The sequence below is a fragment of the Bacterioplanes sanyensis genome (genome assembly GCF_002237535.1).
GTDB classification, from domain to species: domain Bacteria; phylum Pseudomonadota; class Gammaproteobacteria; order Pseudomonadales; family Oceanobacteraceae; genus Bacterioplanes; species Bacterioplanes sanyensis_A.
The window spans coordinates 2,876,354-2,897,379 of record NZ_CP022530.1; the positions used below are offsets into that span (position 1 = coordinate 2,876,354).

Consider the following 21,026-nt stretch of genomic DNA (forward strand, 5'->3'; position numbering starts at 1 on the left):
TGCGCTCTTAGGGCGGCTAAACGTTTGCCAGACATCGAGTTCGCAATGGCTTGTCAGTGTGATGCAAACCATTGCGTTGCATTTTTTCGGTTTGAGATGGGTTTGTTAATCTCGACGATTAAAAACCATCTAGTACACCTTCAGTTTCTTTTGTAACCCGTCTGTAAACGTCATCAAACAAAGCTGTAATAAGTAGATTGCGGAAACCCTCGTCTTGCAAAAAGTCACCAACAATTTTCTCATTTCGCTCATGGCGGTTTACAAAGGCATTCATGACTTCTATTTCAAACACGGGCTTCACCTGATCTTTGGTATTGGCTCGCATCTTTTCGGTGAGGGGGGCGTCAGATGCCATATCGCCAGCGATTTGCTCTATTAGCAGACTATCTTCTTCACTTAAACCTGCACCGTATCTGTCATTTATGAGTTTGATTACCTCAGATAACGGCGAAGTGTGATCTTCCTGCCCACCGCCGGTGCCTACTTCTGTCGGTCCATACACTGGGTGCTCTTCATTAACCGCCAGCGTGCCGGAGCCCTCGTAGGTTTTTTCTAATCGATATGACTCCAGTGCAACCTCCTCATCCAGATTGATCGAACCTGCGTTCGAGCGATACGGCAATTTGGTCAGTAACATGCTGCCGTAGGCGAACAGTTTGTGCAGTTCTACATCAACAAAGTCCACTACCTGGCTCAAGAAGCTGTAGAGGCGCACAAAGCTGCGCAGATTGCTCTTAAACGCCTCTCCTTCGTCTGTGTAGGCTTCATAATCACAGATGCTTTGATCACGGTATTCAGCCTTGTAGCGGCTGACAGCGGGGTCAATCCATTGGTTATATTTGCCGTGATCGCGCTTGTTTTGCTTTGCCGGGTCTTTGAAAAATACCTTGGCAAACTCATCGATATCCAGCTGTCTCAGTACTGGAGCTGCACGTAACTTGGAGTCAAAGTTATAGAGAATGTTAGGGTCTGTAGGCTCATCCACCGTAGTGACTTCGTAGTAGGGTTGGAAGGCTTCGACCATATCCTCCATGGTGTTCTCAAAATCTAAGACAAAGGTGTCTTTTTTATTTCCCGTCGTGCGGTTTAAACGTGACAGGGTTTGCACTGCTTTCACATCGCCGAGTTTTTTGTCTACAAACATGGTGTGCAGTAGAGGCTGGTCAAAGCCAGTTTGATACTTTTCCGCCACAATCAATATGTGGTATTCCGGTGTGCCAAATTTGGCTGGCAGCTCTTTTTCGCTGAAGCCGTTCATCTCTGCTTCGGTGTAGCTGACAGTGTCTAAATCGGGATCATCAACCGAGCCAGAAAATGCCACCAGCGCTTTAACATCGTTGTAGCCGTTTGCGGCGATGTACTTGTCAAACTCCTGTTTGTAGCGCACAGCATGTAGGCGTGATTTGGTCACCAGCATGGCTTTGGCTTTGCCGCCGATCTTCTTGCGGGTGAAGTTACGAAAGTGCTCCACCATAATCTCGGTTTTTTGTGCCAGGTTGGTAGGGTGCAGGCTCAGGTAGGCATTGATAGCGCGCTTGGCTTTCTTCTCATCGACTTCAGGGTCATCTTGTACCGCTTTTGTCAGCTTAAAGTAGGTCTTATAAGTGGTGTAAAACTTGAGTACATCGTGAATAAAGTTTTCTTCGATGGCTTGGCGCATTGAGTACAAGTGAAACGGTCGTGGATACCCTGTTGCGTCAGGCGTGCCAAATAGGGTTAGCGTTTTGTGTTTGGGCGTTGCAGTAAATGCAAAGAAGCTGATGTTGGGTTGCTTACCAGACGAGCGTGCATCGTCGTTAATCAAGTCTTCAATGCCAGGTTCTTCGACAAGTTTGTTGTCCTCGCTGGCGGCGGCTTCAAATACAGCTGCCATGTGCTCTTCTTCAGTTTCACCTTCTTTGCGTGGAATTGCTCCCAGTGCTTTCTTCAGGTTGCCCGTGTGTGTACTGCCGGTAGAGCTGTGAGCTTCGTCCACAATCACTGCAAAGCGTTTGTGTGAAAAGTCATTGACCTTATCCAGCAAGAAACTGAACTTCTGCAAGGTGGTAATGATGATCTTTACGCCAGAGTTCAGTGCCGCTGCTAAGTCTGAGGCGTGTTTGCCATCATCAATCTTCTCAACCACGCCGTGCTTGTGCTCAATGGCAAAGACATTGTCTTGCAGCTGTTTATCGAGGTTGCGGCGGTCAGAAATGACAATGACTGAGTTAAATAGGGGGCGATCCAGCTCATCGTGCAAGCTTGCCAGCTGGTGTGCCGTCCAGCTAATGGTATTGGTCTTGCCAGAGCCTGCTGAGTGCTGAATTAAGCGGTTTTCACCAACGCCATCGCGGAGTGTCACCGCCACCATTTTTCGCACCGCATCCATTTGATGGTAGCGAGGGAAGATCATGGTCTCTTTGCTGGTAATCTTGCCGGTGACTTTATCTTTCTCTTCTTCGACTTGCAGGTGAATGAAGCGGTGGACAAGGTCTAACCAGCTGTCACGCTGCCAAACTTGTTCCCACAAATAGCCTGTTTTATACCCAGTTTGGTAGTCGTGCTGGTCAGGGTTGCCTTTGCCGCCATCATTGCCAGTATTAAACGGGAGGAAGAAGGTTTTATCACCAGCAAGCTTGGTTGCCATATAGGCTTCATCGGTATCCACCGCAAAGTGAACCAATGCTCGCTTTTTAAACTGTAGCAGCGGCGTGTTGCGCGACGGCACACGATCTTTTTTGTATTGTTTGACCGCATGGGTCCAATTCTGCCCAGTGAACTGGTTTTTTAACTCTACCGTCGCAATGGGCATGCCGTTAATAAACAGCACCATGTCAATGCAGTTTCGGCTACCCAGGTCGTAGTAAACCTGGCGCATCACGGTCAAACGGTTTTGCTGATACAGTGCTTCTGTTTCGGGGTTGAGTGAGCTGGCAGGCTTAAAATAGGCTAAGCGCACCGACTGCCCTCGGTCACGCACCCCATTGCGAATCACATCCAAAAGCCCACGTTTGTCACACTCAGAAGCAATACGGTTCACCATCATGGTATCGACCTGGCTACCATAGCTAGCGCTCAGTGCCTGATACACTTCAGGTTGGGTTGCTTGAATAAAGGCGAGTAGGGTGGTTGGGTCAATGGCTAGTTCAGCATTGTATTGCTGATTAGACACTGACTCATAACCGACATGAGTAACTAACCAATGCTCAATGGCATCTTCAAAGTTGTCTTCTTTTGTCGGGCGCTGTGACATGACAATTCCTTGTTACAGTTCAGTTGACCAGATTTGCTCCGCAATGGCTCGGTATAGCTGCTGACGTTCTTCCAGATCTTGCTTGTTAAACTGCGCGTGGGGCTTGAAATTCAGTGCTAGCCGCTCACACATGTTTTTGAAATTTGGATTGTTATCGTAGGTGATGTCGCATAGCGACTGTGCCAGTAAGTTATTTTCCTTAACGTAGTGATCGCGTTTTTCTTCATAGGGCTTAGCACCGTAGCTTTGGTTGGTGCCACGGGGCAATAAAATCAGCCCGCCTAAGCGGTTGCGGTAGTCTTCGAAATCGCTTTCTTGATCAAACTCATCACGGTGATGGGCAAACTTATTCGCCCAGATATGCTCAACCTCAAAGGGTCTGCCACCTGGCTTGTGGTAGTAGGTTTCAAAGTTGGTGGTGTAACCGGCTGCCTGCTCAATATAAGCGGTAATACGTGCGAGCAAGAACTTTACAAAGCGTTTGTTTTGCCCGTGTAAGCGAAAGTTATCCATACCTGACCATGTTTCATCCATGGCATCCAGTTTGCCTTGTAAGAGGCTACGTAGGCTTTCAAGATCTTTGCCGCGTATCTCTTTGACCAAGGTGTACATGGTGTAACGAATGGAACTGGAGGCAAACTTGCGGAAGTTAACCGAGCGGCGAACCACAAAGGTTTCAATATACCGTGCCACTAAGTTTAGCTTTTGTACGACGACGCTTTCATCGTCATGCAAGGTTAACGGTGCCAGCAGCAGAGGGTAACTGAGTGAGGTCGCTATCCCCCAGCGTTGAATGTAAAAAACATGTTCTAAGCCTCCCGTCAGTGTTTTTTCAGCCGATAAGATCTTTAAGTAAGCGCTGAGGAAAAACTTAAAGTCTTGCCCGATAAATCGCTCAAAATCATCGGATGAGTCTGCACTGAGCCCCATTTTGTCGAGATTATCGCGCACCCAGCTATGAAAGCGGGTGCCTATCTTCTCGAAGTCTTCATTTTGAGAGCCCGCACTGCCTTGGCGTATGGTGTCGGCATATTGGCTACGCAGCCAAGTTTGAAAGAATCGTTGGTCTTCTTCTTTGTCGTGCCCATGCAACTGCTGAATGGCTAGCTTCCAGTGCTCATTGGCTTTTTGACGACGTTGATAGTCACTAAAGCGTGACAGCACGTAACCTTTCAGCATCTCCGTCGAAGTGAGGTTCAAACCACGATCATTCATGGTTTCAAAGATGGTGTAGGCATTGTCGTCGCTGTAGGCGATGATCTCCACCAGTACCACGTTGTACTTTAACCAATCGAGAAAGTGGGGCAGAGCGTTGCTCTTTAGCTCCTCGGGGAAGGCATCGGCAATGTCATCGTAGCGCTCTGCCATATTGATGGTGGACTCGTCATCGTCTTCCCTGGGTTGATAACTGCCCTGGTTAAACAATTGCTCCAGGCAATGCATACGCTCGTCCACCTGGATATTAAACGACCGCTTGCCACGGCTCTCAGAAAAGATCATATCTGAGAGGCTTTCTTCCAGTTGCAGCGACTTTTGCAGGTTATCCAAGTAGATCAAAAACAGAGTGAGGGACGTCAGCCGCTGTTGTCCATCAATGATGCTGCGCTTGCTGTCTTTCTCGCTGAGTACAAAGGGACCCAGGTAATAGGTGTTATAGTCTTCGCCTTGTTCCCGGCTATCGCCGTCGCGGTACTCGTTTAAAAACGACGACGTGAGGTCAGTCACCAACTGTTCGATATGCTTCTTGCCCCAGCTGTACTCGCGCTGAAAGTAGTCCACCGTGTACTTCTTTTTGTCCAATACCTCTAGCACACTGCGATCATTGGCTTCGATTTTGTTGGTTAACTTGCTCATAACAATCCTTATTATTAATGCGGTATCAGACAGCGTTGCGAACGTCGATCTTGCCAGTGACGGCGGCTGAGATTAGAGCGGCGCGGCGTTCTTTAAGTAATTCAATTGACGATTGAGACTTTGATTCAAGTTGATCATACTTTTGTTCTATCTCTTCAATTCTGGCAACAATCTTATCTTGCTCATCACGCGGAGGTACTGGCATTGTGATTCGACCCAACTCATCAAAATACAACCGAAGGCGCATTTCCATGATGCCCCTAGACCATCGCTTAAACTCTGCCTGAGCAATTTTTGACCTAAAAAGATAGTGATAAAACTTGGAGCTGACATCCTTTGTCGGTCTCAAAATATCATACGCAGGGCTTGTTACACCGTCATATGCTGAATATCCCGTCGCACCCATCCACGCAAGAAGTTTATTGACTATCAAGTCACCTTTTTCAACAATCCAGTACCCATCAGTTGTACTCGCCTTGTTGCCTTTAGCTTCTAAATCCTTCCGGGGTCTAACTCCTATTTCGGTATAAATAGATAACAGTTCTGCGTCATTATTCTTTGTTGCTGGCTCAGCAACTAGACGAAAAAATCTTTTTGTCTTTAGTAGAAGCCAATGCTCTGGCACTTCACCTAGCCACTCAGCGCCGCTGTCTTTCATTTTGGCATTAGGGTTCAAGCCTTTGGTCACGGCGTGTGAGACAACGGCTTGGCGCTTTTCCTCTAGCAGCTTGATAAGCTGTTGCTGCTTCTCGATCAGGGCATCGATCTTGGCGGTTTCACGGTCGAGGAAATTCGCAATTTGAGTTTGTTCTGGTTCATGAGGAGCTGCAAAACAGAAATTCTCAATTATATGAGATGGTACACGCCTCAATCCTCCAGCTCCCGTCATTTCTCTAGTTGCGGTTCTAATAAATCCATCTTCTTGTAGGCGATAAAAGAGAAATCTTCCAGCTATTTGATTGGACGGGCGGATGGTGTAAATCTCTGAAGATCCAAAACCGATTTTATTTTTCATTCCATGAGCCAAGGCAATGTTCCCATTTTCGAAACAGGGAGTCACCTTTGCCATCAAAATGTCGCCGTCTGAGAAGTATGTGTACCCTTCGTACACATCATCTATGATGCGTTCTTCATTCAATATTAAAGAATCAGTCTTGAGCTTCTCCATAGGAATGAAGCTGCAGGTCTGTGTTCGATCAATCTTTGGCTTTTTTGGAGTTAACTTTGCGATGTGTTTGATCCGGCTTAAGCTCCAGTGGCTAGGTATACTTCCAATGTGAGAAATATCCGTGCGGCGAAGTTTTGGGTAGGAAGGATATCTCATACATGCACCTCCCGTAGCAGGTCCATAATCTCCGCACTCACCTTATCCAAGTCGGCATCAATCTCTTCCAGTGAGCGCGGCGGCACATACCGGTAAAAATGACGGTTAAACGGAATCTCATAGCCTACTTTAGTTTTTTCGTGATCAATCCATGCATCCGGCACATGAGGAATCACTTCACGCTGGAAATAGGCTTCTATATCTTCGGTTAACGGCACATTCTCATAGTCGCGCAGCTCTGGGTCAGGTTCGATGCTGCCCTTTGCCTTGCCAGATTGCACGATGCAGACATCCGCTGTTTCGTCTCGCTCGCTAAGTGCGGTCCAAATTGCTTTGAATAGGGGACCTTTTACGTCAAGATTGTGCGACTTAAAGGCAGATTTAAGATCGGCAATAAATTCTTCGCGATTGATGTAGATCCATTCGGTATCCAGCGTCTGTATTGCTTTCTTGATCTCATGCTGTTCAGCGCCGCTGAGTTTGGTGAAGGCTTTAACGTCATCTAGCTGCTTGATACGCTCATCCATAACCGCAAAGTTGAGCTGCAGTGGGCGTTCAACGGTGATGCGCGAATAACCAAAGTCGACATTGTTGAACCATTTCACCCGGTCATCGCTGTTGGCTAAATCACCATCAAACAACTCAGAAATGGTCTTAATTTGCTCATCGCTGATTTGCTTGCGTTTGCTGCCTAGGCTTTTACGCATCGGTACATGGAGATCGGTGGCATTGATCAGCTGTACTTTGCCTTTGCGCCCTGGTTTCTTTTTATTGGTGATGATCCAGATGTAAGTGGCAATGCCAGTGTTGTAGAACATATCCGTTGGCAGTGCGACGATGGCTTCAAGCCAATCGTTTTCGATTATCCAGCGGCGTATCTCACTTTCACCGGAACCCGCACCACCAGTAAATAGGGGCGAGCCGTTAAGGACCACGGCAATGCGTGCAGGCTGATCTTTGCTTTTGGTCGATTGCTCAGCCTTGTTGGTGTTCATTTTGCTGATCATATGTTGTACAAAAAGCAATGAACCATCACTGACACGAGGCAAGCCCACGCCAAAGCGACCATCGAAGCCAAAGTCTTCTGCTTCCTTGCGGACTTGTTTTTCGACTTTCCTCCACTCTACGCCAAAGGGTGGGTTAGAGAGCATATAGTCGAAGCGTTCTTCGCTGAGCCCATCGTCACTGAAGCTGTTTCCGTATTTGATGTTTCTAGGGTTTTGCCCTTTGATCATCATATCGGATTTACAGATGCCGAAACTCTCACCATTGAGTTCCTGACCGTAAACTTCTAAGTGAGCATGTTTGTTCAGTTCTTTTAGGTACTTTTCTGCCTCACTGAGCATGCCACCGGTACCACAGGCTGGGTCGTAGAGTTTACGGATCACGCTTTTCTTGGTGAGTGCTTCACTGTCTTCGGCAAACAACAAGTTGACCATCAAACGAATGACTTCTCGTGGAGTGAAGTGCTCACCCGCCGTTTCATTGGATTGTTCCGAGAATCGGCGAATCAACTCTTCAAAGATGTAACCCATGGTGGTGTTGTCCACCGTATCAGGGTGCAAATCAGTTTGAGCGAATTTTTGCACTACCAGATACAGCAGATTGTCCCTATCCAGACGGGCGATTTGCAGGGGTAGCTCAAAGCGATCAACAAAGATCTCTCGCGCATCTTCGCTAAAGTTGTTGATGATGTTGTTCAAGTTGGCGGCAATGTTCGCTGGATCGTCTAACAGCTTGGCAAAGGTAAACTTACTGGTGTTGTGGAAGTTGTGCCCAGAAGCGTTGTTGAGCATGATCTCAGCCATAGCGCTATCAATGTTTTTGGGCAAGCTGGCGGCTTTATCAAGTACGGCTTGCTTACTTTCTTCCAATACACAATCCAGACGTCGCAGTACGGTAAACGGCAATACCACCTTGCCGTATTCAGATTGTTTGTAGTTACCGCGCAAAATTTCGGCAATCGACCAGATAAAACTAACGTGCTCGGAAAAGTTGTTCATTTATTGTCCAGTGTTCATTCGATATGAGTGCTTGCCATGTACCATTGTTTAGGCTTTGCAGGCGACTCGCTGATATTCATCTTCGATCAGGCGGCTGAATAGTTCACCTTTGCTGCAATCCAAGCGTTCGCAGAGTTCTTGGGCATGTTCAGCAACTTGGCTGGAGACCAGTACCTGATAACGCTTTTTGCCTTTTGCTTGTACGCGTTGACGGTAACGTTTCTGCCGCTCGGCTTCAGATAGGGGCATATTCAAACCTCAGGATTGCCTCACCTTTCACCAAAATGGTTGAGTGTGTGGCACTTGAATGTGAATCGTGATGCTCTCACGTTATCAGATGCAATCGACAAAAAATAGTGATTCAGATGCTTCAATCAGGTTGAAGAGAGTGGTCTGCACACTGGCTTGTCATGGTGCGTACAAACTGCGTACAATCATCAATTCAAACTCATTTGCACCATGAAGTGATTGTTAGGTGACAGTTAGGGGATAGTCGGGCGACTGTGCCGCTAGCATGCATGAATGCTGGGCTGAGGTTGCCACAGAGAGTCAATAAGAGGATGCCGCCTGGAAAGCGTGTATACCGAAAGGTATCGAGGGTGAGAATCCCTCCCTCACCGCCACGAATTAAGAAAAAAAAGCCCCCGTCGTAAGACTGGGGCTTTTTTATGTCTACATTTGCGGGGATGGGTGGGTAAAGAGAACCCTCGTGGGTTCGTACCGAGCGAAGCGACAAACGTAGGCTTGCCTGCGGCCCGAAGGGGCATTATCCCTCCCTCACCGACACTGATTCAAAAAACCGCGTTTGCCCTCGGCTGCGTGGTTTTTTTATGTGCGCGATTTGGCATTTGTGTGAGGGTAGGGTGAGAACCCTTGTGGGTTCGTACCGAGCGCAGCGACAAACACCAACCTACCTGAGGCCGAAGTGGAATATCCGAGCGCAGCGACAAGCGTTGGCTTTGCCAACGGCCCGAAGGGGTATCATCCCTCCCTCACCGCCACTGATTCAAAAACCGCGTTTGCTTTCGGCGACGCGGTTTTTTTATGTGCGCGATTTGGTGAAGTTAAAATCTCAGAGGCAATGTTGTCGCAAGGCGAACAGTTTCGAAGGAGCGGAGTTTACTGGCGAGTACATGAGCATCCTGAGAGGCTGTTCAACACCGCGACAACGAGAAAAAGAGATTTTAATGAGGGTAAGGTGAGAACCCTCGTTGTTCGTACCGAGCGCAGCGACAAACGCCAACCTGTCAGCAGGCCGAAGTGGAGTAATCCCTCCCTCACTTCCCCACACCCCAAAAACGCGATTAGCCTCTCAATAAACTCCGCCGTATCATGACAACCGTTAATACACCGGTTGGGGAAGTTCGTGCGTATTCGTCCTGCTCACATAGAAGATCTTGATGCCATAGCAAACCTGCATGCCAATAGCTGGCGCATTGCCTATCGCGGCATTTTGTCCGATGAATTCCTAGACAATGAAGTGGGTGCTGACAGACTAAAGGCTTGGCAGGACAAGTTTAACTGTGCAAAAAACAATCAAAAAATATGGGTGGCCGAAGAAGGCGACGACCTAGCTGGCTTTATCTGCATTTATGGCGACGAGCACGAAACCCTAGGTACCTTTATTGATAACTTGCACGTCGCGGCGGCTTATCAAGGCCAGGGGATTGGCCGACAGTTAATGCACACCGTGGCTGAGTGGGTAAATCATCATTGCGCGAGTAAAGGGCTGTATCTTGAGGTGCTGGCGGATAACCAGCAGGCGCAGAGATTTTATCAGAGCTTGGCGGGCAAACCGGTGAAAAGCCAATGGTGGCAGCCGCCGGGCGATGGCGAAAAAGTCAAAGAGTGGCTGTATGTCTGGCAGCAAGCAGACGACGTATTGCAGAACTTTCTTTAACACTCTCCAGGGTTGCTGTAGTCCTACTGTAAGCGAGCTCCGAAAACTAGTTGCGTACATGGACATTCATGGCAATGTGATGCTTGGCTGCGGTGATGGTTGGCTGCAGTGTTGTTCGGTTGAAAACTACAAAAACGCTGAGCGAACTTAGCCAACTTACTGGCCCAGCCCGGTCAACACTTCAAACTTCCCGTCGCCCACTGTTAGGCCGTGGAAAATATATGACGTGGTCGGTGTCAGGGTTATTTCCATGCGTTGAGATTTGGGTAAGAAATTCACGCTGCACAGCCAGTGAAAGGTTTCGACATGAGTGCTGTTGCCGATAGACGTTGGGGCTCGATGGAGCAGGGTGTCGGCGGCATCGGCCATCAGGGTGTAGGCGGGTATTTCCGCAGTGCCAAAGACGCTTTGCCACTCCTCGGCAGATACGCTGTGCACTTGTGACAGCACTGGCCTGTCGCTGTTGAGCTTGGTGCAGGTCAATAAAATTAAGCGACGTTCTGTCAGGCTCATCGACAGCAGGTCTCGGATCATTTCACGTAAATACAGACCAGCGCTCATAGGCTTTCCTGCTAGTGGCTAGGCACTCATTTGTAATTATACGTGGGTAAGCGTCGCTATGAAACTGATGCGAGGTAAAGTGCTTTCGAGTTTCACTGCGTGTTTGTATGGGGGATGGTTTGTCGTGGTAATAGAATGGGATGCCCGCAGGGCGTGCATCCTCAAATGTAAGACTGTAGTGCTGTCAATTAAACTGCACCGGCAATGAGATGCCTGATTTACACTCATAGGTTTCGCCGTGGCAACCCAGAAAGTGGACCTTAAGAATTGCGGGCAATGCAGAGACTTGCTCAGATAAATCCAAGGCGATGCTTCCGCAAGTTACTTCGCTAAGGCTGTTGTAGGTGCACTTGACATTTAGACTGTTGTCAATATTGACGACATCGTCAAAGATAACGCCAGGCAGGCCACTAAAGCCATTATCAATCAATGTCCGGGTTTCTACCTCGGGGCCGCTATACAACATAATTACGCTGGTGAGCTTTTCTAGTTCTGAGTCAAATAGCAGTGATGAGCCAAAGTCAGATGATTCGACAAAAAACCAGAACTCGCCGTTTTTCATGTTGGCGTGAACCTGGGGATAGGAGGTGCCTTCATCAATAATCACCTCTGCATTACCCTCCGCGGTAACACGATCAAAGGTCACGAAAAGGTCGAGTAGGGAGTTGTCGGCGGTGATGATATCGTCTGTGCTGCTTACACGATAAGCCGAAAGGTCGAGCTCTTGCCCTTCGCAACGCACGGCGAAGTCGTTCCCTGCGAGACTACCTGCTGTGAAATTACCGATCTGTATTTGACCATTACTGCAACGGGCTTCGTCGCTATCTACAGGAATCGGCAGTTTGTCTTTTTGCTCTGGTGTTAAGGTGCATTGACTGCCCTCTGCAACGAGAATGGTGTTATCTACCGCTTCGCAAAAGTTGCTGGGCTGTACTTCAGGCGTTGGCGTGTTGTCCGTTTGCTCTGTGTCAGACGAACTAGAAGAAGAACTCCCACCGCCGCCGCAGGCAGCTAAAGACAATGACAGTATGGCTAAAGAAGTAAAATTGGTTTTTTTCATATTGATTGTAACTTGAGTGTTGGCGTGGACTCGCCAGCTGCATGCGTAGCGAGGGTAGTTTCGTTGCTTAGTTCAGCTGAATGGGCACATAGGCGCCGTATTGGCAAACATTTATTTCAGCGTCGCAGCTTAACGCATGTAAGTTCATGCGGGCGGGGAGCTCGGTTTCGTCTTCACTGAGGTCGATCGTAATACCGCCACAGGTCACTTCACTTAAGCTTTCGTACTGGCAGATGGTACGAAGACCTTGCCTGTCGACGTCATCTAAATTGTCGTAAATTACACCATCATAGATAGCGCTGCTGTCTTCTAATAAGTCGCGACTGCTGACATTGTCATCTGAGAATACTAAGCGAATTTCAGCGTCTCTATCGGCAAAGGTGCCAAACTGACCATCGACTTCAACAATAAACTCGCCGTCGTCGATGTTGGCGTGCACTTGAACGATGTTTGTACGACCGTTGAATATGTATTCTGCATTGCCTTCAACCTCGATGCTGCTGATGCTCACGGCGTCGGATTGAACACCAATTACTGAATAGCGTGTGCCTTTGACCTTATATTCAGCTCTAGACGTTGGGCTAGTGTTTGAGTCCGAGCTAGTTGAGCCACCGCTGTCGCCGCCGCATGCTGTTAGAGATGTAATTAGTGCCAGTGAGAGTAAATGCCTGTTCATATCCTCGCTATCCTTACTCAGAAGTACAGAAAACTAATTATGGGATTTGACGCCCAGCATTCTAATGTGTGTAGGGTAAAAAAAAAGAACTTTTAGTACATATGATGATCTGTGTCGCATATTGTCTGCATGGAAATGTGTGCAGGCAGTAAGTTTTGCAATAACCGCTAACTCCCAGTGGTGCAAAGTCAGCAATTACCCACTTGCCCATGTCTTCACGACCGGCTTTTGCTGTTAGGGATACTCTGCTTTGGACAGCCTGGGGTATGCGAGTATCTAGCTGCGGTTCAAATACTGCCAGCGCCTGCGCGCAAAGCGTCGCATGTTGGTGATGGTGTCGGTCTCATCGAGAATGGGATGGCCCAAAATGGTCTCGAGAATGTCTTCCATGGTGATCAGGCCCTGCCAAGCGCCGTATTCATCGTACACCAGCAGCATTTGTTGGCGCTCGCGCAGCAATAACCCCATGGCCTGCTCGGCATTCATTTGATCGAGCACCACATGGGCGGGTTTTAACAGCGAGCGAATCGAGCGCTCGGGGTCTTTTTCTTCGAAATACAGCTCCTGGCGCAGCAAAATGCCTACGGGCTCTTGTTCGTTGTCGAGCACAGGAAAGCGCGAAAATGGCTGCTTACGACTAAAACGTTTGGCGTTTTCGATGGTGTCATTGGGCGACATGATGGTGCAAACCGTGCGCGGCACCATGATGTCTTTAACGCGGATTTCGTGTAAATCCAAAATATTGGCAATGGCGCGTTCTTCGTCTTTATCCAGCTGCCCCAACTCGTTGCCCAAGGTGGCCATGGCCTTGATCTCACTGCGCAAATCGGCGGCATGATCGTGGCTGCCCAATAACCGCAGCAAGATATCGGATAACCAAATAAAGGGCTTTAACAGCAAAATCATAGTGTTCAGCACGGGCGGCAGCATAGGTGAGAGCTGGCGCCAATAGCGCGCGCCAAGGCTTTTCGGCACGATTTCTGATAGTACCAAAATCAGCAACGTCATCACCGCCGAAGCAGCGCCCAGGTAGGCATCGCCATAAAGTTTGGTGACCTGTGCTCCGACGCCTGCCGCGCCAATGGTATGGGCAATGGTGTTGAGCGTCAGAATGGCGGCCAGTGGCTGGTCGAGGGCGTCTTTTAAGCGCGCCAGTCGCAGATGCAGCGTAGGGCGAGATTCTTTCAGTCCGGCAATGTAGCTGGGGGTGAGCGACAGTAGCGATGCTTCCAATACGGAGCAAATAAACGACACCACAATCGACAACAAGGCAAATACGATCAGTAAAGTCATGTCAGAGCAAAGTAAGAAATAGGCGCACAGCTTACACTGGGCGCCACTGGCTTGTCGTCAATAAGTGCAAAGAGCTAAACGGTTGGATACAAAGGCGCCAAGGCCGCTTTGTTGTTGCCGTCTTGGCTGGGTTTCCATTGCTTAATCAGATGCCACAAGTTGCTGCCATTGTAGGCGCTGTTGTCCGCTGCGCCGTACAGCGTTTGATCAAGCTCCGCCAACGCAGCTTGCAGTTGTGGCTGCTGCAACCTTTGGCCCAGCTCGTTCAGACTTTGGCTGCCCGCGAGGGTCGGCTGCTGTTGTGCCCACGCCAGCAGGGCGCTGCGAATACGGGCGGGGTCATCGCTGCGACACGCTTGTTTGAGTGAGTCGTTGTTGGCTGTGCCATTGCTCTGCTGGCTGTCCTGGTTAGCAACAGTAGGCTTCCTGCGCCACAGCAAAGCGATGATGAGCAGCACATTGATCACCGCCGACGCCATCAATGCCCACCACACCATAGAGGACGGCGCGCCATGCTCGCTGTTGAGCACAGGTGCGGGCGTTGCCCCATTTTCATTGCTGGATACCGTTGGCAGGCTGGGAGCCGCAGCGCTGTTATTGGGCGCCGCAGCCACTTCAATGGTGTGTGCTGGCACCACAGCGTATTCGAGCTGTTGTGAGCGCATGTTCCACCAAGGCACGCGGATTTCTGGCAAGGTCACTGTGCCTGGCTGAGTGGGCACGATGGCCATGGCTTGAGTCAGCGTGCCGGTCAGGCCAGAGTCCAGGATTTGGTCCTGGTGTTGATTTTGATCTGGGTAGTAGCGCAACCCTGCCACCTCGGGAATGGCCAACGCGGGAATCTGACTGCCGCTAAGCCCTTCGGCCGTGACCGTCAGGGTGCGGGTGATGGGCGTACCAACCTGCCAGTTGTCGGTGGGCAGCTGTTCGGTAATCACCAGCGCGCGTGCCGGAATCCAGGGGGCTGGCGGGTAGTTGTCGGGTGCGGGGTCAACGTCTAGGCGGATGATGCGGCTAACAACCGAGGCCTCACGGCTGGAGGCCCAGCGGTTGTAGGGGTTCACCACTTGAGCGCGAAAGCGTTGCCCAGGTATCACCAGCTCACCACTTTGCTCAGGAAAAATAGCGAAACGGCGTTCATAAACACCTAACCGTTGCCCGTCGATGGTGGTGGTGTACTGGCGTGGGTCACCCAAAGCCTCGACTCTGGCATCGGTGACTTTCAGTTCAGACAAGCTGGGTCTTTCGTGGTTGACGCTGTAGTAGAGCTTTTCGATGTACAGAATTTGCCCCTGAACTCGATACGGCCCTTTGCTGATCTCCACATTAAAGAAGAACTCTTTGTCTTGCTGCGCGCGCACATCCGCCGATAGCGGTTTCACACTGATGGCTACTGGTACCGTGCGGCTGCCGCGAAAGCTCAGCGCCGGGATGATGAACTCCCCGGTTTTTTTCGGAGCCAGCACCAGTTGCCACTCGGTGTAGGATTCGGTTTTGCCATTGATGCTGCGAAACTGGTTCGACGTGCGAGTGTTGAGGATGTCGAAATCCCGCTCCAAGCTGCTGAAATCCGGGCGGTCAGACACTTGCTGGTGATATCGCAGCAGCAGGTTAAAGGTTTCCTGCTCGGTGATGTGCTTGCGATCCACACTGGCGGTAAATTCTGTGCTGGCCAGGCTCCACAATGGCAGTAGCCAGCATAGGCACAGCAGTCCTAAGCGACGGCCTACCATAGCACCTCCTCATCTGACGGTGTCGGTTGTTGTTGACGATATTGATATAAGAATTTGCGCTGCAGCAGGTTGCCCGGGTCGTCTGGTACGCGGTTGAGCCACTGCTGCAGTGCTGCGCGTTCCTCCTCAGACAAATGCGACAGCGGCTCGTCCTCTGGCGTGGCTGTCTCGCTTGACTCAGCCTCTTGCTCTGTCGACGATTCTGGCTGCTGTTGCTGCTGTTGCTGCTGTTGCTGCTGTTGCTGCTGTTGCTGCTGTTGCTGCTGTTGCTGCTGTTGCTGCTGTTGCTGCTGTTGCTGCTGTTGCTGCTGTTGCTGCTGTTGCTGCTGTTGCTGCTGTTGCTGCTGTTGCTGCTGTTGCTGCTGTTGCTGCTGTTGCTGCTGTTGCTGCTGTTGCTGCTGTTGCTGCTGTTGCTGCTGTTGCTGCTGTTGCTGCTGTTGCTGCTGTTGCTGCTGTTGCTGCTGTTGCTGCTGTTGCTGCTGTTGCTGTTGCTGCTGTTGCTCCAGCAGATCTTGCACACGCTGGCGGTTGGTCTCGGCAGCGGACAGCTCAGGGTTCAGCTCCAGCGCGCGATCGTAGGCGTCGATCGCAGCTTGCAAGTCACCATTCATAGCCAAGGCGTTGCCACGGTTATAGTGCCCATGTGCATTGTTTTGCTGACTAAAGTCGTCGATGGCTTGCTGGTATTGCCCCGCTTGATAGTGGGCGTAACCGCGCCAGTCCGGGCGCTCAAAGGTGTCCGCTGCTTGCTCCGCGTCGCCACTTTCTAGCAATGCTTGGGCCTGTTGGTCGGCGGTTTGCCACGGCCCTGCTTGGCCGTCAGGGCTGTGAATTAACAATAATAACGGCACACACAGCAGTGCGCCTTGGCGGAACAACAAGAGAGCGGCTGGCAATAATAGCCAGATCAACCAATACCCCTGGTCGTACCACTGATCAAACTCACCGGCTTGTTGCTCGGCCAGTTGCTGCTGCCGTTCACCAGCTTCTAATAGCCGTTGCCAATCGTCGTCCGTCAGACTCATGGGTTGCCAGTCGACCCAGCTGTTGGCACTGGCCAGCTGTTCAATGGCGCCTGTGTCCAGCTGCGGCAGGACAATCTGATCGCTGCCGTCGCGCAAAAAACCTTGGTTCGGCAAAGGTACTGGTGCGCCTTCCTTGGTGCCCAGCGCAATGATGCCAAGGCTAAAACCAGGCTGTAGTGCTGCCGATATGCGCTCGACATCACGCGGTTGAATGCCGTCGGCCAACAGCACCAATCTGCCTGAGCGGACACCGGCTCCTTGCGCCAGTTGTTGCGCGTGTTCTATCGCCACGTCTGGGCGGCTACCCGGCTGCGGCATGATAAAGGGGCTGAGCGAGGGCAGCAGATTTTCAATGGTGCTGATGTCATCCGTCAGTGGCGTTACTGTGTGGGCGCTGCCAGCGTAGGTGATCAGCGCGGTTTGGCCGTCTTCTCGGCTGCGCAGCAGATCGGTCACCTTGAGCAATGCGCGCTGATGACGATTAGGAGCAAGGTCGGTGGCGGCCATCGATAGCGACTGGTCGAGTAATATCAACACAGCATCCTGGCGCTCGGCCACCGCGCTGGGGCGTTTATCCCAGGCCGGCCCAGCCAGCGCCAAAATAGCAACAAGCCCTATTAGCAACAGCCAAACACTGCGGCCTCGCTGCTGTGGTGCTTGCTGTTCCAACAGAAATGGCAGCAGTTCAGCATCGACGACTTGCTGCCACTGTCCGGCGCTGGCGCGGCGCTGGCGCCAAAGCCACCACACCAGCACCAGCGGCACCAGTAAAAGCAGCCACTCGGGGCGTAACAACTGCAATGTCATGGCTCACGTCCTCCCAGTCGCCAACCACTTTGCTGTACCGTCAGTAGCAGGCCAAACAGCACCGCCGCTGCCAGCGGCCAGTAATACAAACTGCGCTGCGGCCGCAGGGCTTGTGTGTCTTTCAATGTGGGCTCTAGCTCGTCGATCAAGGCGTAAATTTGCCGCAGCTCTTCGCTGTTGCGGGCACGGAAGAATGCGCCGCCCGTTTGCTGGGCGATGGCGCGTAGAGTGCGCTCATCCGGTGGTGAGGTGCGTTGCAGGGAAAATAGCCCACCAGATTCTGCGCCCAGGCCAATGGTGTAAATTTTCAAACCTACTTGCTCGGCCAATTCGGCTGCGCGCAGTGGCTCCACCTCGCCGGCACTGTTGGCGCCGTCGGTGAGCAGCACCAGTACGCGGCTGTCTTGTGCATTGTTTTGCAGTCGCTTGATGGCCAGGCCTATGGCATCGCCAATGGCTGTCTCTTGGCCCGCCAAGCCGATGGCGGCCTCGCCGACAAAGGTGCGTACGGTTTGTGTATCAAAGGTCAGCGGCGCCTGCAGGTAGGCTTGTGAGCCGAACAAAATCAGCCCCAAGCGGTCTCCTTGGCGCTCGGCAATGAAGTCGTTGAGCACCGCTTTTACCACGGCCAGGCGACTGGCGGGGCGCCCCTGCCAGCGCATGTCGTCGGCGCGCATGCTGCCGGAAATGTCCACTGCCAGCATCAAATCACGGCCACTGCGCGGCAGCTCAACGGTGTCGCCCATCACCTGTGGCCGCGCCAGTGCGGTGACCAGGCTGAGCCAGATGAGGGTTGGCAACAGCCAGCGCTGCCAGTTGCGGTCGCTGCGCTCACTGCTGATTTCCCCCGCGCCGTGCCAGCTGTCGAGCTCGGGTACTTTTAACGCGGCATTGGGTGCTGCTCGCCGTGCACTGAGTTGTGCCATTAACAGCGGCAGGGGGAGCAACAAAAATGCCCATGGCCATTGCCACTCAAGCATGATGGCCTCCTTTCCAGCATTGTTGCAGCCAGCGGAGGCAGTCGTGTTGCAGCTGTTGGGTGTCTACCTGGTCGGCGCGCTGTGGGTCATAGGTCGCGTGCGCCAATGCCTCGCTGCTATGAGGCGACATACCTGTGTCGGTGAGGAAGGTGCGCCATTGATCACCGTGCCAGCTCAGCGCCTGCGGAAAATAGTAGCGACAGGCTTGTTTCAGTATCTGATTGCACTGCATACACGCCGCTTGCGGTGCTGATGGCAGGCCCTGCTGCAGTTGTCGCTGTGCCAAGCGTGCGGCGCGCTGTTGCTGGCGCCGGTGCCACCAGAAGAAGACAGCCAATGCGATCGCGAGTAGGGCGAGTGCGGCGACTAGCCACCAGCCATATGCCGGCCAGGCACTGACTGGGTCGGGTGTAATGAGGGGCTCAAGATTCAGTTGTGACGGATCAAACGCTGCTGTGCTCATGCGCGTTTCTCCCACGCCATGCCCAGGCCCTGATACAGGCGGGAAAGAACGTCGTCATCGGTGGCGATGGAGAGCAGTGGAATCTCCAGTTTGACTAACGCCTGTTGCAGGTTGTCGCGATGTTGCTCGAACGCCTGTTGGTGAGATAGACGCGCTGCGCGGCTGTGGGTGGCCAAGTTCAATCGCTGCTGACCATCTGACAATGTGTAATGGCCCGGTGGTGGCAGTTCTGCTTCCAGAGCATCGAACAGGTGTACGGCGGAGACATCGCAGTGGCGGCTGAGCTGGAACAGGGCCTGCTCGCCAGCGGCGTCGAAGCCGTGCCAGTCGCTGATGATGTACACCGCGCTGCCGGGGCGACAAATGCGCTGCAGATGGCGCAGCATCTGCGCTAAGCGGTCTTGGCGTTTGAGGGTGTCGCTGGCCGGCGCGGGCCAAGTGGCCAACTGATGCACCAGGTTGAGCACCTGGCGGCTGCCGTTGCGGCTGCGCAGATCGGTTTCGCTGCTGTCATCAAAAAGCAAGCCGCCAATGCGGTCGCCATTGCGCAGCGCGGCCCAGCCGAGCAGGGCGGTCAGGTCTGCGGCGAGCACATGTTTAAACGCACGGCGGGTGCCAAAGCGCATGTGCGCTCGCAGGTCGCAAGCCAGCATGACTGGGCGCTCGCGCTCTTCGCGAAACAGTTTGATGTGTGCCTCGCCGGTGCGTGCGGTGACGCGCCAGTCCATCGCACGAATGTCGTCGCCGGGTTGGTATTCGCGCACCTCGGCAAAATCAATGCCGCGACCTCTCATGGCAGAGGTATGGGTACCAGCTTTATCGTTCAGCACCTTACGCTGGCGCTTTAGTGGCAACTGCGCGGCCAGGGCTTGCAAGGCAATCAGGTTGTCACGGTCAATATGAGCGCCGCGACTGAACTCGATCCGACTCATCAGCTGACTGGCACCCGCTTGATCAGTTCATCAATCACAGCATCCACGCCAACGCCGCTGGCTTGTGCCTCAAAGCTCAATATCAACCGATGGCGCAGTACGTCGTGTACCACCGCTTGCACGTCATCTGGGCTGACGTAGTCTTTGCCGTGCAGCCAAGCGTGGGCGCGTGCGCAACGTTCCAGCGCGATGGTGCCGCGCGGGCTAGCGCCGTACTCCAGCCATTGTGACAGGTCGTCGCCATACGCTTGTGGCTGGCGTGTGGCGAGGATCAACTGCACCACATATTGCTCGACGGCGGCGCTGAAATGCAGTTGCAAAATGTCTTTTCGAGCATTGAAAACATCTTGCTGGCGCAGTGTCGGCACGTCGCTGACTTCCTGCTGCAAGGCTTCACCGCGCACCAGGCGCAGGATTTTTAACTCGGCATCGGCATCCGGATAGTCAATTAGTACCTGCATTAGGAAACGGTCGAGTTGAGCTTCGGGCAGTGGGTAAGTGCCTTCTTGCTCAATCGGGTTTTGTGTTGCCATCACCATAAACAGCTCGGGCAGCGCACGAGTTTGGCCACCGACGGTAATCTGCCGCTCAGCCATAGCTTCCAATAACGCACTTTGTACTTTGGCCGGCGCGCGGTTGATCTCATCGGCGAGAATCAAATGGTGAAAAATCGGACCGGCCTGAAAGTCGAAGGTTTGCGTTTGCGGGCGATAAATATCTGTGCCGGTGATGTCGCCCGGCAGCAAGTCCGGAGTGAACTGGATGCGCTTAAACTCGCCTTCGAGGCGCTGTGCCAAGGCGTTAATGGCCTTAGTTTTGGCCAAGCCCGGCGCACCTTCGACCAATAAATGCCCATCTGCCAACAGGCAGACCAGCATGCGGTCAACCAAGGTTGGCTGACCAATAATGTGTTGTTGCATGTGCTGGCGCAGGGCCAATACGGCGTCTCTAACTGCCATGTGATCTATTCTTCCTCTGCCAATGAGGCGCATGATTTTATGCGTGAAACTGCGCATGACTCAATCCAGTAGTCACGCCATTTGCAAATTTTTGCGTCTCGGCTGTGCTTGTTATGAGTCTGGCGTAAACCGCCGATGAGACCTCGCTTTGCTCGCCATAGTTCCATATTAGCCACAGTGCGTTGCCACTATCCCTAGTGAACGCGCAGAAAGCCAGTTCTTTA

16 protein-coding genes, 1 tRNA gene and 1 other RNA gene are annotated in these 21,026 nt (G+C 51.9%); 3 read left to right on the forward strand and 15 right to left on the reverse strand.

The features are described 5' to 3' along the window. Window positions 1-118: 118 nt before the first annotated feature. Genes CHH28_RS13340 through CHH28_RS13360 form a run of 5 tightly spaced genes read right to left on the reverse strand, consistent with a single transcriptional unit; the run spans window position 119 to window position 8,662 of the window. Complete coding sequence (locus CHH28_RS13340) at window positions 119-3,232, reverse strand: type I restriction endonuclease subunit R (protein WP_094060773.1); 3,114 nt, start codon at window positions 3,230-3,232, stop codon at window positions 119-121. Between the two features lie 12 nt (window positions 3,233-3,244). Then, entirely contained in the window at window positions 3,245-5,086 is a 1,842-nt protein-coding gene (locus CHH28_RS13345) for a DUF262 domain-containing protein (RefSeq protein ID WP_094060774.1), read from the reverse strand. A 25-nt stretch (window positions 5,087-5,111) separates the two neighbouring features. After that, a complete protein-coding gene (locus CHH28_RS13350) occupies window positions 5,112-6,410 on the reverse strand; it encodes a restriction endonuclease subunit S (RefSeq protein ID WP_094060775.1) in 1,299 nt (432 codons plus the stop codon). Beyond that, window positions 6,407-8,413 carry a type I restriction-modification system subunit M gene (locus CHH28_RS13355; RefSeq protein ID WP_094060776.1) on the reverse strand — a complete coding sequence of 669 codons (2,007 nt, stop codon included), beginning with the start codon at window positions 8,411-8,413 and terminating at the stop codon, window positions 6,407-6,409. Before CHH28_RS13355 ends, CHH28_RS13350 begins: the two co-directional genes overlap by 4 nt. 48 nt (window positions 8,414-8,461) lie before the next feature. Continuing rightward, window positions 8,462-8,662 (reverse strand): RepB family protein, encoded by a 201-nt coding sequence (locus CHH28_RS13360; RefSeq protein ID WP_094060777.1) that lies wholly within the window; start codon window positions 8,660-8,662, stop codon window positions 8,462-8,464. A gap of 279 nt (window positions 8,663-8,941) precedes the next feature. On the opposite strand from CHH28_RS13360, the gene CHH28_RS19915 reads away from it, so the two are divergent. The 3 genes from CHH28_RS19915 to CHH28_RS13370 all read left to right on the forward strand — a co-directional run bounded on the left by CHH28_RS19915 (window position 8,942) and on the right by CHH28_RS13370 (window position 10,313). Next, window positions 8,942-9,036: transfer RNA gene (locus CHH28_RS19915), tRNA-Ser, on the forward strand. 46 nt (window positions 9,037-9,082) lie between these two features. Then, window positions 9,083-9,199: non-coding RNA, RtT sRNA (locus CHH28_RS13365), on the forward strand. A gap of 580 nt (window positions 9,200-9,779) precedes the next feature. Next, a complete protein-coding gene (locus tag CHH28_RS13370) occupies window positions 9,780-10,313 on the forward strand; it encodes a GNAT family N-acetyltransferase (RefSeq protein ID WP_157729913.1) in 534 nt (177 codons plus the stop codon). 156 nt (window positions 10,314-10,469) lie between these two features. Here CHH28_RS13370 and CHH28_RS13375 read toward each other — a convergent pair whose 3' ends face one another. From CHH28_RS13375 to CHH28_RS13420, 10 genes are all read right to left on the reverse strand, one after another. Further along, window positions 10,470-10,874, reverse strand: coding sequence for a RepB family plasmid replication initiator protein (locus tag CHH28_RS13375; RefSeq protein ID WP_094060779.1), 405 nt, complete (start codon window positions 10,872-10,874; stop codon window positions 10,470-10,472). Window positions 10,875-11,058: 184 nt separating this feature from the next. Next, window positions 11,059-11,934, reverse strand: a complete 876-nt coding sequence (locus tag CHH28_RS13380) for a hypothetical protein (protein ID WP_094060780.1) — start codon at window positions 11,932-11,934, stop codon at window positions 11,059-11,061. A 67-nt stretch (window positions 11,935-12,001) separates the two neighbouring features. Continuing rightward, window positions 12,002-12,445, reverse strand: coding sequence for a hypothetical protein (locus CHH28_RS13385; RefSeq protein ID WP_094060781.1), 444 nt, complete (start codon window positions 12,443-12,445; stop codon window positions 12,002-12,004). Window positions 12,446-12,886: 441 nt separating this feature from the next. Further along, window positions 12,887-13,903, reverse strand: a complete 1,017-nt coding sequence (locus CHH28_RS13390; RefSeq protein WP_094060782.1) for a CNNM domain-containing protein — start codon at window positions 13,901-13,903, stop codon at window positions 12,887-12,889. Window positions 13,904-13,977: 74 nt separating this feature from the next. Continuing rightward, window positions 13,978-15,636: a BatD family protein gene (locus tag CHH28_RS13395; RefSeq protein WP_094060783.1), complete on the reverse strand. Its 1,659-nt coding sequence runs from the start codon at window positions 15,634-15,636 to the stop codon at window positions 13,978-13,980. Continuing rightward, window positions 15,630-17,468, reverse strand: coding sequence for a VWA domain-containing protein (locus tag CHH28_RS13400; RefSeq protein ID WP_094060784.1), 1,839 nt, complete (start codon window positions 17,466-17,468; stop codon window positions 15,630-15,632). The genes CHH28_RS13395 and CHH28_RS13400 overlap by 7 nt, the downstream gene beginning before the upstream one ends. Beyond that, window positions 17,465-18,448, reverse strand: a complete 984-nt coding sequence (locus CHH28_RS13405) for a vWA domain-containing protein (RefSeq protein ID WP_094060785.1) — start codon at window positions 18,446-18,448, stop codon at window positions 17,465-17,467. The genes CHH28_RS13400 and CHH28_RS13405 overlap by 4 nt, the downstream gene beginning before the upstream one ends. Further along, window positions 18,441-18,911 carry a DUF4381 domain-containing protein gene (locus tag CHH28_RS13410; protein ID WP_094060786.1) on the reverse strand — a complete coding sequence of 157 codons (471 nt, stop codon included), beginning with the start codon at window positions 18,909-18,911 and terminating at the stop codon, window positions 18,441-18,443. The genes CHH28_RS13405 and CHH28_RS13410 overlap by 8 nt, the downstream gene beginning before the upstream one ends. Then, window positions 18,908-19,843 (reverse strand): DUF58 domain-containing protein, encoded by a 936-nt coding sequence (locus tag CHH28_RS13415; RefSeq protein WP_094060787.1) that lies wholly within the window; start codon window positions 19,841-19,843, stop codon window positions 18,908-18,910. Before CHH28_RS13415 ends, CHH28_RS13410 begins: the two co-directional genes overlap by 4 nt. Further along, entirely contained in the window at window positions 19,843-20,802 is a 960-nt protein-coding gene (locus CHH28_RS13420) for an AAA family ATPase (RefSeq protein WP_199243903.1), read from the reverse strand. The genes CHH28_RS13415 and CHH28_RS13420 overlap by 1 nt, the downstream gene beginning before the upstream one ends. Window positions 20,803-21,026: the final 224 nt, after the last annotated feature.

Excerpts from the sequence above, each read along its gene's own strand:
- CHH28_RS13375 (WP_094060779.1), bottom strand. The coding sequence starts at position 10,874 with ATGAGCGCTGGTCTGTATTTACGTGAAATGATCCGAGACCTGCTGTCG.
- CHH28_RS13420 (WP_199243903.1), bottom strand. The coding sequence starts at position 20,802 with ATGGCAGTTAGAGACGCCGTATTGGCCCTGCGCCAGCACATGCAACAA.
- CHH28_RS13340 (WP_094060773.1), bottom strand. The coding sequence starts at position 3,232 with ATGTCACAGCGCCCGACAAAAGAAGACAACTTTGAAGATGCCATTGAG.
- CHH28_RS13380 (WP_094060780.1), bottom strand. The coding sequence starts at position 11,934 with ATGAAAAAAACCAATTTTACTTCTTTAGCCATACTGTCATTGTCTTTA.
- CHH28_RS13405 (WP_094060785.1), bottom strand. The coding sequence starts at position 18,448 with ATGCTTGAGTGGCAATGGCCATGGGCATTTTTGTTGCTCCCCCTGCCG.
- CHH28_RS13410 (WP_094060786.1), bottom strand. The coding sequence starts at position 18,911 with ATGAGCACAGCAGCGTTTGATCCGTCACAACTGAATCTTGAGCCCCTC.
- CHH28_RS13350 (WP_094060775.1), bottom strand. The coding sequence starts at position 6,410 with ATGAGATATCCTTCCTACCCAAAACTTCGCCGCACGGATATTTCTCAC.
- CHH28_RS13400 (WP_094060784.1), bottom strand. The coding sequence starts at position 17,468 with ATGACATTGCAGTTGTTACGCCCCGAGTGGCTGCTTTTACTGGTGCCG.
- CHH28_RS13360 (WP_094060777.1), bottom strand. The coding sequence starts at position 8,662 with ATGCCCCTATCTGAAGCCGAGCGGCAGAAACGTTACCGTCAACGCGTA.
- CHH28_RS13415 (WP_094060787.1), bottom strand. The coding sequence starts at position 19,843 with ATGAGTCGGATCGAGTTCAGTCGCGGCGCTCATATTGACCGTGACAAC.
- CHH28_RS13355 (WP_094060776.1), bottom strand. The coding sequence starts at position 8,413 with ATGAACAACTTTTCCGAGCACGTTAGTTTTATCTGGTCGATTGCCGAA.
- CHH28_RS13395 (WP_094060783.1), bottom strand. The coding sequence starts at position 15,636 with ATGGTAGGCCGTCGCTTAGGACTGCTGTGCCTATGCTGGCTACTGCCA.
- CHH28_RS13390 (WP_094060782.1), bottom strand. The coding sequence starts at position 13,903 with ATGACTTTACTGATCGTATTTGCCTTGTTGTCGATTGTGGTGTCGTTT.
- CHH28_RS13345 (WP_094060774.1), bottom strand. The coding sequence starts at position 5,086 with ATGAGCAAGTTAACCAACAAAATCGAAGCCAATGATCGCAGTGTGCTA.